This is a genomic window from Pseudomonas sp. NPDC078416 (assembly GCF_050268485.1).
In the GTDB taxonomy this organism is placed as follows: Bacteria; Pseudomonadota; Gammaproteobacteria; order Pseudomonadales; family Pseudomonadaceae; genus Aquipseudomonas.
Genome location: NZ_JBNNGV010000028.1, coordinates 1 through 13458 on the forward strand (window position 1 = coordinate 1; position 13458 = coordinate 13458).

11 protein-coding genes are annotated in these 13458 nt (G+C 60.8%); 1 reads left to right on the plus strand and 10 read right to left on the minus strand.

Going from position 1 to position 13458, the window contains the following annotated elements; all coding sequences use genetic code 11:
- Positions 1-129: 129 nt before the first annotated feature.
- The 8 genes from ccoS to ccoN form a co-directional block, all read right to left on the minus strand.
- Positions 130-345: a cbb3-type cytochrome oxidase assembly protein CcoS gene (gene ccoS / locus ACQKEN_RS20400; protein WP_427688246.1), complete on the minus strand. Its 216-nt coding sequence runs from the start codon at positions 343-345 to the stop codon at positions 130-132.
- 25 nt (positions 346-370) lie between these two features.
- The gene (locus ACQKEN_RS20405; protein ID WP_427688331.1) at positions 371-2839 is read right to left on the minus strand and encodes a heavy metal translocating P-type ATPase; all 2469 of its coding nucleotides are present in this window, start codon (positions 2837-2839) and stop codon (positions 371-373) included.
- A gap of 31 nt (positions 2840-2870) precedes the next feature.
- Positions 2871-3404 carry a FixH family protein gene (locus ACQKEN_RS20410; RefSeq protein WP_427688248.1) on the minus strand — a complete coding sequence of 178 codons (534 nt, stop codon included), beginning with the start codon at positions 3402-3404 and terminating at the stop codon, positions 2871-2873.
- Positions 3405-3416: 12 nt separating this feature from the next.
- Positions 3417-4847 (minus strand): cytochrome c oxidase accessory protein CcoG, encoded by a 1431-nt coding sequence (gene ccoG / locus ACQKEN_RS20415; RefSeq protein WP_427688250.1) that lies wholly within the window; start codon positions 4845-4847, stop codon positions 3417-3419.
- Between the two features lie 241 nt (positions 4848-5088).
- Entirely contained in the window at positions 5089-6069 is a 981-nt protein-coding gene (gene ccoP, locus ACQKEN_RS20420; RefSeq protein WP_427688252.1) for a cytochrome-c oxidase, cbb3-type subunit III, read from the minus strand.
- Positions 6066-6275, minus strand: coding sequence for a cbb3-type cytochrome oxidase subunit 3 (locus tag ACQKEN_RS20425; RefSeq protein ID WP_427688333.1), 210 nt, complete (start codon positions 6273-6275; stop codon positions 6066-6068). Before ACQKEN_RS20425 ends, ccoP begins: the two co-directional genes overlap by 4 nt.
- 5 nt (positions 6276-6280) lie before the next feature.
- On the minus strand, positions 6281-6892 hold the full coding sequence (gene ccoO, locus ACQKEN_RS20430) for a cytochrome-c oxidase, cbb3-type subunit II (RefSeq protein WP_427688254.1): 612 nt from the start codon (positions 6890-6892) through the stop codon (positions 6281-6283).
- On the minus strand, positions 6892-8334 hold the full coding sequence (gene ccoN, locus ACQKEN_RS20435) for a cytochrome-c oxidase, cbb3-type subunit I (protein ID WP_427688256.1): 1443 nt from the start codon (positions 8332-8334) through the stop codon (positions 6892-6894). The genes ccoO and ccoN overlap by 1 nt, the downstream gene beginning before the upstream one ends.
- Positions 8335-9191: 857 nt before the next feature.
- Between ccoN and ACQKEN_RS20440 the strand changes: the two genes are divergently transcribed.
- The gene (locus tag ACQKEN_RS20440; RefSeq protein ID WP_427688258.1) at positions 9192-9881 is read left to right on the plus strand and encodes an alpha/beta family hydrolase; all 690 of its coding nucleotides are present in this window, start codon (positions 9192-9194) and stop codon (positions 9879-9881) included.
- Here ACQKEN_RS20440 and ACQKEN_RS20445 read toward each other — a convergent pair.
- Complete coding sequence (locus ACQKEN_RS20445) at positions 9856-10353, minus strand: hypothetical protein (protein ID WP_427688259.1); 498 nt, start codon at positions 10351-10353, stop codon at positions 9856-9858. The two genes, ACQKEN_RS20440 and ACQKEN_RS20445, sit on opposite strands and share 26 nt — an antisense overlap.
- Positions 10354-10494: 141 nt before the next feature.
- Positions 10495-13446, minus strand: coding sequence for a hypothetical protein (locus ACQKEN_RS20450; RefSeq protein ID WP_427688261.1), 2952 nt, complete (start codon positions 13444-13446; stop codon positions 10495-10497).
- Positions 13447-13458: the final 12 nt, after the last annotated feature.

Consider the following 13458-nt stretch of genomic DNA (forward strand, 5'->3'; position numbering starts at 1 on the left):
AGCGTGACAGCAGCAGGCTCTGGCGCTGACCGCCGGACAGGCCCAAACCCCCTTCGAGAATCAGGTTCCAATGTAGGAGCGCGCTTGCCCGCGAAAGGGCTCTTGAATACCCCGCAAAAACCGACTGCCTCACTTGAAATCACCCCCCTGATCATCCGCTCTGCCTTTCCCCAGCGCTTCATCCACCCCGGCCTTGTGCCCCGGATCCTGATCATCGAACAAAATGCTGTGGGCCGGGCCGTCCAGGTCGTCGTACTGACCGCTGTCCACCGCCCAGAAAAACACGTAAATCGCGACCGCCACAATCAGCAGCGCCACCGGAATCATGATGTAGAGCGCAGGCATCGGGCCTCCGGATGGGGTCGTGCGTTCATGGGGTCACCGTCTGAGGGGCAGCCATGGATTCTGCAGAAAGTGGACTTAGCCGTGTCAGACGCAACGCATTCAACACCACTACCAGCGAACTCACCGACATCCCCGCTGCGGCCCACAGCGGTGTGACCCAGCCCATCGCCGCGAAGGGCAGCACCAGCCCGTTGTACAACACGGCCCAGGCCAGGTTTTCCAGAATGATCCGCCGTGTGCGCCGGGCCAGGCCAAACGCATCCACCAACACATGCAGACGGTTCGACAACAACACTGCGTCCGCGCTGGTCTTGGCCAGATCGGTGGCCGAGCCCATGGCGATGCTGATGTCGGCGGCTGCCAGCACCGGCACATCATTGACCCCGTCGCCAATCACCAGCAGGGTACGGCCCTCGGCGCGAAGCCGTTGCAGGATGGCGAGCTTGTCATCGGGCCGGAGGCTGCCCCGGGCGTCATGAATCTGCAGCTGACTCCCGACGGTGAATACCATGGGCGAGCTGTCGCCGGACAACAACAACGTCTGCCAGCCGCGTTGTTTGCACGCCTCGACCAACCTTGCGGCGTCGTCCCGCAACCGATCATCCAGCACCAGCCAGGCGAGGGCTTGGGTGTCATCCCCCAGCAGCAACCACTGACCGGGCTCATCCGGCATGGAGGGCACAGCGACGCCGCTCAAGGCGCAGACAAACGCGGGCTGACCGATGCGCAAGAGGCGCCCGTTAACGACGCCTTCCAGCCCCAGTCCCGGCGTAGCGAAGACCCCTTCAGCGATCAGCGGCGTCTTGCCGAACGCCCGGGCAATCGGGTGCTCCGACCGACTTTCCAGCGCCGCCGCCAGGCTCAAACAGTCGTCGCTGCTCAGCGCGCCAAGGCTGCGAATCGCCCTTAACGTCAGACGCCCTTCGGTCAGCGTGCCGGTCTTGTCGAAAATCACCGTGTCGATCCGGTTCAGCCCCTCCAGCACATGGCCACGGGTGAGCAACAACCCGAGTTTGTGCAGCGTGCCGGTGGCGGCAGTCAGGGCGGTCGGCGTCGCCAGCGACAAGGCGCACGGGCAGGTGGCGACGAGCATTGCCAGCACAATCCAGAACGCGCGACCGGCGTCGAGCTGCCACCAGACCACGCCGACACACGCCGCCAGCACCAGCGAAATGAGCAAAAACCACTGCGCCGCGCGGTCGGCCATCTGCGCGAGGGGCGGTTTCTCCGATTGGGCGCGTTCCAGCAGTCGGACGACTGCGGAGAGCCGTGTATCAGCGCCCAGAGCGAGCACTTCCACGGTCAGTACGCTTTCAATATTGGTGGTGCCAGCCGTGACCGCATCTCCCACCTGACGGGCCTGCGGCAGGTATTCGCCGGTGAGCAGCGATTCGTCGAGGCTCGACCGACCGGCGATGATTCGGCCGTCCGCCGGCAACATCGCGCCGGGGTGCACCATCACGTGATCGTGCAAACGCAACTGATCAGTCAGGATGCGCTCGGTCTGGCCGTCCGAGCTCAGGCGCAGGCACGACGCCGGCAGCAGATTGACCAGTTGTGCCGTCGCGGCGCTGGTGCGTTCCCGGGCGCGGCGTTCGAGGTAGCGGCCGGTGAGCAGGAACAGCGCGAACATGCCGACCGCGTCGAAATACAATTCGCCAACCCCGGTGACCGCCGTCCAGAGGCCCGCGAGGTACGCCGCGCCAATCGCCAGCGACACCGAAACGTCCATGGTCAGATGGCGCGCGCGCAGGTCGCGCAGCGCCCCTTTAAAGAACGGCGCACAGCTGTAAAACACGATGGGCGTCGTCAGAAACATCGCCACCCAGCGCAGGATCGTGTGCATCTCGGGGCTGAGGTCGATGTTGAATTCGGGCCAGGTCGCCATGGTCGCCATCATCGCCTGAAACCACAGCAGCCCGGCGACGCCCAGTTGACGCAGGCTGCGGCGGTTTTCCCGAGCCAGATGCTCGGTCGCCTTGTCCGCCTGATAAGGATGGCCGGCGTAACCGATGCTGCGCAGCTCGGACAGCACCTCGCTCAAGGGCAACGGCTGGTCATGCCAGCGCAGGTGCAGGCGATGGTTGGACAGGTTCAGCCGCGCTTCGACCACGGCAGGCAGCGTGCGCAGGTGCCGCTCAATCAGCCAGCCGCACGCCGCGCAGGTGATGCCTTCGATCATCAGCGTCGTTTCAGCCACATCGCCGGCGACATCGCCAGCGGAGGTGTCATGGCGGACAAACGGCGCTTGCACGTCGGGACGATCAAAGAGGGCTTGTTCGTCGGCCAAGGGCGTTGGCAGTACCTGCGGATTGACCGACGCTTCGCTGCGATGCAGGTAATAGCTTTCCAGGCCGCCGGCGACGATGGCGTGAGCCACGGCCTGACAACCGGGGCAGCAGAATTCGCGAGGCTCACCCAGCACCGAAGCGACGAAGCGCGCGCCCGGCGGGACGGGCAGCGTGCAGTGGTAGCAAGACCGCAGGGTTGTTATCGCGGTGGCTGTCAGTTGAGTGGCTTTCACGTCAATGGCTGCCCGCGCCCTGAATCGGCTCGTCGCCCAGTGTCAGTGGCTGCCCGGGAACGATTCGTTCTTCCTCGAACAGGCGCCAGGTCTGGGCGTTTTCCATCCCCAGCAATTCGACGAAGCGCCGGCCTTCGACCCTGTCGCCCAACTGCCCGACGTAACGCCCCGGCTGCGAAGGGTTACGCGCCAGCACGATTTTACGGTCCTTGTCCGGCTGGGTCGGGGAGATCAGGTTCAGCACCAGGGTTTCCGGCTGGCTGGCGCCGCTCAGTTGCACATCTACTTCGCCGGTCAAATCGTCGAGGCCTACGCGGGCTTGCAGGTGGAGGGACTGACCCAGCAACTCGCGATCAAGGGAGCGGTTGATGCCTTTGCCGGCCTCGTAATAGTTGTCGGTGACGAGGTTGTCCGGGTGGGTCACGGCGATGATCACCATGGCCAGGGTCAACGCCACCGAGCAGGTCAGGATGCCTATGATGATCCACGGCCATAAATGCCGGTGCCAGGGACTTGCTGCGGTGACTGCGGTCATTTCCGACCTCTCTCAGCGAATGGGCGGGCCGATGAAACGGCTCTTGGCGTGGACTTCAGTGTCGCTGTGCTCAATGTCGCTGTTCTTGATTTCCGTGAGGATGAAACTGACTTCGTTGCTGCTCGACGGCAGTTGCTCGGGCGCGACCGACAGCTCCACCGGCAAGCTGATGATGTCACCGGCCGGCACCTTGATTTCGCGCCGGCCCTGCAGCTTCAGGTCCGGCAGCCCGGTGGCGTCGAGCACATAGGTGTGGTCGATCTGGTCCTTGTTCATGACCTTCAGGCTGTAAACGTTTTCAATCCGGCCCTCGGCGTTTTCCCGGTACAGCACCCGGTCCTTGGTGACATCAAGACCCACCAGCGGGCGCGTATAAAAGGCACTGGTGAGCACGCCGATCATTACCAGTAGCACGACCGCGTAGCCGATCAACCGTGGCCTCAGTGTATGGGTCACCTGCCCGGAAAGGTTGTGCTCGGTGGTGTAGCTGATCAAGCCGCGCGGGTAGTCCATCTTGTCCATGATCGAGTCGCAGGCGTCGATGCACGCCGCGCACCCGATGCATTCAATCTGCAAGCCATCGCGAATGTCGATGCCGGTGGGGCAGACCTGCACGCACATCGTGCAATCGATACAGTCGCCGAGGCCCTGGGCTTTGTGGTCCACGTCCTTCTTGCGCGCAGCCCTTGGCTCGCCGCGGCGTGGGTCGTAGGAAACGATCAGGGTGTCCTTGTCGAACATGACGCTCTGGAAACGCGCGTAGGGGCACATATGAATGCACACCTGTTCCCGCAGCCAGCCGGCGTTGGCGTAGGTGGCGAGGGTGAAGAAGCCGACCCAGAAATACGACCAGCCATCGGCCTGGCCGGTGAAGAAATCCACCAGCAGTTCGCGGATGGGCGAGAAGTAGCCGACGAAGGTCAGGCCGGTCACCAGCCCGATCAGCAACCACAGGCTGTGCTTGGCACACTTGCGCGCGAACTTGTTGCTGTCCATGGGCGCCTTGTCGAGCTTGATGCGCTGATGGCGGTCGCCTTCGGTGACCTTTTCGCACCACATGAACACCCACGTCCACACGCTTTGCGGGCAGGTATAGCCGCACCAGATGCGCCCGGCGAACACAGTAATGAAGAACAAGCCGAACGCGCTGACAATCAGGATGCCCGACAACAGAATGAAGTCCTGCGGCCAGAATGTGGCGCCGAAGATGTAGAACTTGCGCGCCGGCAGGTTCCACCACACCGCCTGGTGCGCGCCCCAGTTGAGCCAGACCGTGCCGAAATACAGCAGGAACAGCACAACGCCGCCACCCATGCGCAGAGTGCGGAACACCCCGGTGAACGCGCGGGTGTAGATCTTCTCCCGCGAGGCATACAGGTCAACGGTGTCGCCGTCGGTATTCGTTGGCGGCGTGACGTTGTGCAGCGGAATCTGGTTGCTCATGAACGCGTCCTACCACAGTGGAGCAATGAAGTTTTCTAATACGGTGCCAGGAACTGGCTGCATCACGTGTAGGAGCGTGGCTTGTCCCGCGATCGGCTGCGAAGCAGTCGTCAACCTGAGGCCGTTAGCTATCCCATAAACCTCGGGCGCCTTATGTGCTGCCGCTTCGCGCCAGATCGCGGGACGAGCCACGCTCCTACAGTAGAGCGCGACCGTATACCCCTTTAACGGTGCTGCCCTTTTACTCCTGCTTTTGCGCCGTTTCGTCCCCATGGGACAGGCTATACACGTAAGCCGCCAGCAGGTGCACCCGGTCGTTTCCTTGCAGCAAGGCCTGGGCCGGCATCTGGCCCTGGCGGCCGTACTGGATGGTCTGTTGCAGCTGCGCAAAGCTTGCGCCGTAGATGAACGCGCCGGGGTGGGTCAGGTCCGGCGCGCCCAGTGCGGCGACGCCTTTGCCCTGCGGACCGTGACAGGCGACGCAGGTGGTGGCGTAGATTTTCTGGCCCGCCGCCGGATCGGCTGTCGCATCCGCCGGCAGCGTGTGGCCGTTCAGCTGGGTCAGCACGAAAGCCGACACGTCGCGCACGCCCTGATCGCCGATCACCGCACCCCACGCCGGCATCACGGCGTGACGGCCGTTCATGATGGAGGTTTTGATGCTCTGCGCATCGCCGCCCCAGCGCCAGTCGGCGTCGGTCAGGTTGGGGAAGCCGTAGGCACCCTTGGCGTCGGAGCCGTGGCAGACCGAGCAATTGGACGCGAACAATCGACCGCCCATCTTCAGCGCTTGCGGATCTTTGGCCACCTCTTCAATGGGCATCGCTGCGAATTTGGCAAAGATTGGTCCGAAGCGCGCCTCGGACCGCGCCATTTCCTTCTCCCATTCATGCACGCCGGTCCAGCCCGTAGTGCCATCGGAAAATTGGGTTTTCTTGTCGTTGTCGGCGTAGTCATAACCCGGCAACAGGCCCTTCCAGTTGCCCAGGCCCGGGTAAAACGCGAGATAACCCAGGGCGAAAATGATCGTGGCGATGAACAACCAGAACCACCACTTGGGCAGCGGGTTGTCGTATTCCTCGATGCCATCGAACGCATGGCCGACGGTTTCATCGGTGGTGTCGGCGCGCTGGCCCTTGCGCGTGGCGATCAGCAGCCAGCCCATCGCGAAGATCGTGCCCAGGGTCAGCACTGTGACGTAAACGCTCCAGAAGGTGCTCATGGTTTGGGGCTCCTTGCGCTGATCTTCAGGGCGTTGGCTTGCGCCTGCCTGACCTGCGCGATCGCCTCGGGGTCATCGGCAAACGGCAGCAGCGTTGCATCGTCGAATTCCGCCTTGCGCCGCGGGCTGTACACCCACAACGCCAGACCAATGAAGGCCACCATTACCAAAACAGTGCCCAGGCCTCGAATCGTTCCCATGTCCATGACGATCACCGTTTGCTCTTGATGAGGGTGCCCAGGCCCTGAAGGTAGGCCACCAGCGCATCCATTTCGGTCTTGCCCTTCACCGCGTCGGCTGCACCGGCAATATCGGCATCGGTGTACGGCACGCCCAGGCTGCGCAGCACTTCCATCTTCTTGCCGGTCAGCGTGCCGTCGATCCTGGTGTCCGCCAGGAAGGGGTATGCCGGCATGATCGACTCCGGCACCAGGTCGCGCGGATTGTTTAAATGGGCGCGGTGCCAGTCATCCGAGTAGCGACCGCCGACCCGGGCCAGGTCCGGCCCTGTGCGTTTGGACCCCCACAGAAACGGGTGATCCCAGACGCTTTCCCCGGCCACCGAGTAATGCCCGTAGCGTTCGGTTTCGGCGCGGAACGGCCGGATCATCTGCGAATGGCAACCCACGCAGCCATTGGCGATGTAGACGTCGCGGCCTTCGAGCTCCAGCGCCGGGCGCGGCTTCATGCCTTCGACGGGCAGGGTGGTGACGTCCTGAAAGAACAACGGAACGATCTGCGTCAGCCCTCCGATCGCCACGGCGATGACCATGAAGATCGACAGCAGGCCGATGTTTTTTTCCAGTGCTTCGTGCTTGATCATCAGTGGGCCCCCACGACAGCGATCTGCGCGGCGGCTTCGGCTTCTTCCGTGTTCGCTGCACGAATGGTGCGGAACACGTTGTAGGCCATGAACAGCATGCCGCTGGCGAAAATCGCGCCGCCCAGCGCGCGGACGATGTACCCGGGATGACTGGCCTGCAGGGCCTCGACAAACGAGTAGGTGAGGGTGCCGTCGTCGTTGATCGCCCGCCACATCAATCCTTGGGTGATGCCGTTGACCCACATCGCGGCGATGTAGAGGACGGTGCCGACAGTGGCGAGCCAGAAGTGCGTGTTGATTAGCGCAATACTGTGCATCTGCGGGCGGCCGTAGAGTTTCGGGATCATGTGGTAGACGGCGCCGATGGTGATCATTGCCACCCATCCCAGCGCGCCGGAGTGCACGTGGCCGATGGTCCAGTCGGTGTAGTGAGAAAGCGCGTTGACGGTCTTGATCGCCATCATCGGCCCCTCGAACGTCGACATCCCGTAGAACGCCAGCGACAGCACGAGGAAGCGCAGAATCGGGTCGGTGCGCAACTTATGCCACGCGCCCGAGAGGGTCATCATGCCGTTGATCATGCCGCCCCAGCTCGGCACCAGCAGGATGATCGACATCACCATCCCCAGCGATTGCGCCCAGTCGGGCAGGGCGGTGTAGTGCAGATGGTGCGGGCCGGCCCAGATGTACAGCGTAATCAGCGCCCAGAAATGCACGATGGACAGACGATAGGAATAAATCGGGCGTTCGGCCTGTTTGGGCACGAAGTAATACATCATCCCGAGAAAGCCGGTGGTGAGGAAAAAGCCCACGGCGTTGTGCCCGTACCACCACTGGATCATGGCGTCGGTAGCACCGGCATAGGCCGAATACGACTTGAACAGGCTCACCGGCAGCGAGATGTGGTTGACGATGTGCAGTATCGCCGTCACCACGATGAATGCACCGTAGAACCAGTTGGCGACATAGATGTGTTTGGTCTTGCGTTTGACGATGGTGCCGAAGAACACCGCGCCGTAGGCGATCCAGACAACCGTCAGCAGAATCGCGATCGGCCATTCCAGCTCGGCGTATTCCTTGGTGGTGGTGTAGCCCATCGGCAGGCTGACGATGGCGCCGATGATCACCGCCTGCCAGCCCCAGAAATGGAAGGCCGCCAGGCCGTCGGAAATCAGCCGCGTCTGGCAGGTTCGCTGGACGACGTAATAGGAGGTGCCGAACAGCGCACAGCCGCCGAACGCGAAAATCACCAGGTTGGTGTGCAGGGGGCGCAGGCGACCGAATGTCGTCCACGGCAAACCGAAATTCAGGTCAGGCCACACGAGCTGGGAGGCGATGAAGACGCCCAGGCCCATGCCGATGATGCCCCAGACCACCGTCATGATGGCGAACTGGCGGACGACCTTGTAGTTATAAGCAGTCGGACGGGGTGCTGTGCTCATGTCAGGTTCCACGGTGTGTATTTTATTAGTGTGGTCACAGCCGCACCTTCGATCGCGCGTAACCCGTCACGCAGTGGCGTGGCTGGGGATCGACGGAGACGATAGACGCGGTGCACGCAGACGCCCGGTCGCCGAAGCGTGGGAGGGTTCTGGCTGAGTGGCCGGAGGGAAGGAAGACAGGTCGAGCTGGATCGCGCGCGTGAGTGGGAGGGATTGGATACAACCCTGCGGGTGAAAACAGCGCTGGGGCTGCTTGTCTGCAAGAGGGTTGCGTTGCCGGGCACAATCTTGTTGCTGGGCCTGTGGCTAGCTGTCGCCGGTCCACTGTGCGGACACAGCTTAGACGCGAATGATCGCGGAGGGAAGGCTTTGGCGCCGCACCTGCGACACTTGGCCGCGCGTGAGATGAAGTTGCCGCGTCCTTGGCGGGACGCGGCGATCAACCATTTCCGGAGATGGCTGAAACGGTTCTCTGCCTGCTGTTCCTGTGCGTCGAGAGAGCGTTTCTACTGCAAAGTTGTATACAAAAAGCCGCTGACATTGGCACTTTTATCTGCCCAAAAATATTTGGCCCGAGCTGGCAGAAAGGCCGGCGATCGTCACGGGTGATCGTCCGGAGCGGACAAAAAGCATATTCCGTCGGTGAAACCGCCCGGTTGTGTGCAGGTTGGGGCGCTCAGGGTTCGGTGCTCGTTGCCGAAGTGCCGGGCCAGACTAACGCCTGGGAGCTGAACCTTTGCTGTCGGGACAGGGCAATCGGCGGGCAGGGTCAGTGCTTTCCGAAGTTGCTGCATAATGGCGGCCGTGGTGCTCGCCTCAGCCGGCGGGTGGTCGATGTTTTGGTAAAAGAGACCTGCATGAGCAAACAACACGCGGCGAAGCGAACGGCCGATCACTGCGCGCAGCTGGCGCAAGAACAAGGCTGGATCTGGAACGCGCCAACCGGCCCGGCGGCGGACGCGCCCTCGACGCTGATTCTCGCCCACGGCGCGGGCGCTCCGATGGACAGCGACTTCATGAACGACATCGCCACGCGTCTGGCGTCCCTCGGTGTTGGCGTGCTGCGCTTTGAATTCCCCTACATGGCCCAGCGGCGAATCGACGGGCGCAGACGACCTCCCAATCCCCAGCCGAAGTTGCTGGAGTGCTGGCATGAGGTGTACGCCGCGGTGCGTGCGGTTGTGAGCGGGCGAGTGGCAATCGGTGGCAAATCCATGGGCGGACGCATGGCCAGCATCATCGCTGACGACGTCGAAGTCGATGGGTTGTTCTGTCTGGGCTATCCGTTCTACGCGGCAGGTAAACCCGAGAAGCCACGGGTCGCGCACCTGGCGGAACTGCGGACGCCGACGCTGATCGTTCAGGGCGAGCGGGATGCGCTGGGCAATCGGCAGGCGGTTGAAGGGTACGAGCTGTCGAAGAGCATCGATGTGCATTGGGTGCCCACCGCCAACCATGACCTCAAGCCGTTGAAATCGTCGGGCCTCAGTGTCGAGGCGTGCATGCAGGGAATCGCCGGGCTTATGGCGCGCCGGCTGATCGAATAGCGGGGTGTTCGTCGGCGTTCATGTCACAAACCAGGTCGAACAGGCCCTCGGTTACGTGGAAGTTCTTGGTCGGGACCGCAAACTCGAAGTTGCCGTGCAGCGCTCCGGCGGCTGCATCGCAGCCCAGCAGCGTCAGGTTGCCTTGCTGCAGATCGCGGGAGTGATAAATCTTCGCCATTCGCGTGGGCGTGAGGTGATAGATGACGGTGATCTGATCGTTGCGCAACAGGTTGTAGCTGCCGGGCTGCACCGTTTGGTCGATGAACAGGCCGATCATGGTGCGGTGGCGACGAACCGTGCCGGTGGCGAGGATCTTCCAGATGCGGCAGGTGAGCGGGTCTGACCGGCCCGGGCGCAGGCACGCTATGGCGCTCAGGCTGTGGGTGATGAAAGGATGGCCATTGACGGTGGCGCTGAAGGTGCCGAGGGCCGCCGGCGCCTGCGGGCGTTGGAGAGGTGGTTTTGCGGGCATTTTTCTGGGGGTTCCTTGCATGGGTTCTTGGGCGGTGTGGGCGGGCTGCACCTGTCAAGACGCCGTCGGGTGACAACGACGTCTTTGAAAGGGGATGCTGCTTACACGTGTGAGGCTTGTAACGCTAACGCGAGTGGCCGATCAGCGAATCGCGACGCCCAGGCTGGAATTGATGTGGAGCAGCTTGTAATCCTTGCCGGTGTTGAGGTTCTTCACGTAGTACCATTTCGCGCCCAACACGTTCTTGGCGACGGTGGAAGACCAGTAGTTGGCGTTGCCCATCGGCCAGCGGTTGCCGTAGGCGTTATAGATCTCGATCAACTCGTGGATGCTCGGGATACGCCCGCCGATGCGATTCGCCGCGTTGGATATCTGGGTGTAATTGCCGGAGCCCACGCCGTGGCATTCGATGACGCCGGTGACGGAGACGGTGAAGCTTTTGCTCTCGCCTGCAGCGTCGGTCGCCGTAATGATTGAACCGCCCCTGCTGCGTACCGAGACCAGGCCTGTTGAGTCAACATGAGCCACATTCGGCATGCTCGATGAGTAGGTATAAGGTGGTTTACCGCCGGCTGCTACCCGCTTGATCGTAGTTCCGGTCGGGAAGACCGGAAGCAGTTCGGGATGTCCCGGAAGCAGGTAAATCTTTCCACCCAAAGTGGCCGGTGATGTGTCGAACTCCAGACCTTTGAGAACATTGAGCGACAGTTCTTCTGAGCGGCGAGGTACGCCGTTTCGTATGACTTCATAGCTCACTGTTGCCGTACTCCCTTCAGCTGCAGAGATCTGTACTTTAGGCACATTGAAGACGAGAGCGTGTTGGTCTCCAACCGTTTGCGTGGCTGTATCAAATGTCGAGACGCTAGACCAGCGAGTGGTGACACGATCTTCAGGCGCCATGTTGCGGTAACTGACGCGAACAGTTGCGCCTGATTCTGGAATCAATGCGGGACGCAAAATTCCGTCAGCGCCGACTGAGTCCACGGCAGGTGCTGGCAGCTCGAGCACTGAACTCATAATTTGCAGGCTCACGACCTCGGACTGTTGCAAGCCACTAGCGCGTTGCACGGTGTAGGAGACGTTGACTCTTTGACCATCGTTTGCACTCACCAATTGGCTAGCAAACACGACCGATAGCTCGCGAAATGCCTCCTCGACCGTGATGACGTTGGTCTTTGTCCCGCTGCCTTTTGGACCGCTCCAGCGAGTTTCAACGATATCGCCAGCCTCCAGATTTGCATCGGAAGCAATCAGGACTGTCGCGCCGCTGGGTGCATCAGCAGGATCGAGCGTGTCGCCTTTGGCTTCTTTGACCGTGGGATTGGGCAGCGGCGCGTAGACCATGCTACCGACACGGAATCGCAGTTGTGTGGAGACGAACTTTTGAGTGCCCCGGTCGACCTCGTACCAAGCGGTCACGTCGCTGTTTGTATTGGCCTCTACGACACGCTTGTTGACCCTGAAAATCACTTCTCTGCTGACGGTACCGCTATTAATTACGGTGAAATCAGTGTAACTACCGCTGGATCCTTGGCCGTCCCAATGGAGTGTGACCTGATCATTCACTGCCATGCCCGGATACCGCGCGATGCGTACCGTAGCTTCCAGGGCAATGTTCGCGGGGTCCAGTACGCCACTGCTGTCCAGTTCATCGATTGAGGGCGCTGGAAAGGAAGCTCCAGTGTCATCGCCAACCAGCACATTCAGTACGGGCGACTTGAAGAACTCCCGCTCGAATGAAGTGACGGTGTAGTAAACCTCCAATGAGCCGCCAGCCAGTGTGTTGACCTTCATGTCGGGAATCGCGTACTGCAAGGTATTGCCGATATCACCATGGCTGAGATTCTTACGCTCCTCGTACATGACGTTTGCGCCGCCGGCAGTTTTGCCCATCCACACAAGATTCACATCTTGGCCAGGAAGCATGAAGTAGTAAGGTGGGACCTCAACCAATACGTTATGAGCAGTGGGATCCAGTACCCCTTCGTTTTGCTCGGCCAAGGGAATTCGTGGCGGATCCAGTTCCATCATCTTGCCGATGATTTTCAACGGTAGATTTTTTGATACCAATGCCAGGCCGGTGGTTTTCATCACCCGATACCTTATGCGAACGCGACCTTGGCTGATCGGTTGGAAAAGATCATTAGGGAGCGAGAAATCCAAAAATCCGAAGGGGTTCTGAACCACTTTTGTCGTTCGATAGGTGGGCAGGGGCATGCCCGAACCCGTCTCACGTTCTACAGACAACATGACCTCATCATCTTTTGCGATCTGCGGGTTAGACAGCACCAGAATCTGGACGGGCGAGCCGGCGAGTTTTTCAAGATCAAGCTCCATGTCAGGCGCCTGCGGCGCGACCGGTGCCGGTAAGGTATCTCGTCCAATTTCCACCTGTGCATAGGTCGGCAATGACCAACGCGACCAGTTATTCACGACGTCGCGAATTTCATAGCGGACTTCGATCATGTCCGAACTGCCTGCGAATTCGATGGCGCCTTTGGGTACCTGAATGATGACTGGCTTACCGATCTCGGCCTCACTCATGATGACCATTCGAACGAATTGCCCATGCCATGACAACTTGACGTCGTCGCCGACGGCCATGTTCATGTATGGGGCGATTTCTACGAAGACGCCTTCAGGGGAGGTGATGATGCCGGGTGGGGAGACAATCGGTTTTGCAAGCGCTTCGTTTTCCCAGGGAGTTGCTGGATTAATGTCAGTACCACCTGGAACAGTTATTTTCACGGGAACGATGATAGGGGATGACTGGTTTTTAACGCCTCCAATTGGCTCGGTCACTTCATAGTAAAGTGTGATTTCTGTTGGGTGGATGAACTTTTGGTCAAGTGGAAGAACGACGAAGGTAGGCGTTTCAGGAGTTAGATCTTCGTCACGGACTGTGTAATTCAATGCAAGTTGGTCATCACAGAATAGATCAATGATGTCACCCGCCGCGATGGTTACATATGGGCCTATCCGGACTGATAAAGGCACATGAGGATCAAGAGTGTCTGCGTAGCCAATCCCGCTTGGGTCGTGCAGGTTTTGCATCGCTGGTGCGGGCAACAGGTCCGTTCGGGGAGTATTCATTTTGCTTTCCAT

Coding starts and splice junctions, on each gene's coding strand:
- ccoS (WP_427688246.1), bottom strand. CDS start 345: ATGCCTGCGCTCTACATCATGATTCCGGTGGCGCTGCTGATTGTGGCG.
- ACQKEN_RS20410 (WP_427688248.1), bottom strand. CDS start 3,404: ATGACCGCAGTCACCGCAGCAAGTCCCTGGCACCGGCATTTATGGCCG.
- ACQKEN_RS20425 (WP_427688333.1), bottom strand. CDS start 6,275: ATGGACATGGGAACGATTCGAGGCCTGGGCACTGTTTTGGTAATGGTG.
- ccoO (WP_427688254.1), bottom strand. CDS start 6,892: ATGATCAAGCACGAAGCACTGGAAAAAAACATCGGCCTGCTGTCGATC.
- ccoG (WP_427688250.1), bottom strand. CDS start 4,847: ATGAGCAACCAGATTCCGCTGCACAACGTCACGCCGCCAACGAATACC.
- ccoN (WP_427688256.1), bottom strand. CDS start 8,334: ATGAGCACAGCACCCCGTCCGACTGCTTATAACTACAAGGTCGTCCGC.
- ACQKEN_RS20450 (WP_427688261.1), bottom strand. CDS start 13,446: ATGAATACTCCCCGAACGGACCTGTTGCCCGCACCAGCGATGCAAAAC.
- ACQKEN_RS20445 (WP_427688259.1), bottom strand. CDS start 10,353: ATGCCCGCAAAACCACCTCTCCAACGCCCGCAGGCGCCGGCGGCCCTC.
- ccoP (WP_427688252.1), bottom strand. CDS start 6,069: ATGAGCACCTTCTGGAGCGTTTACGTCACAGTGCTGACCCTGGGCACG.
- ACQKEN_RS20440 (WP_427688258.1), top strand. CDS start 9,192: ATGAGCAAACAACACGCGGCGAAGCGAACGGCCGATCACTGCGCGCAG.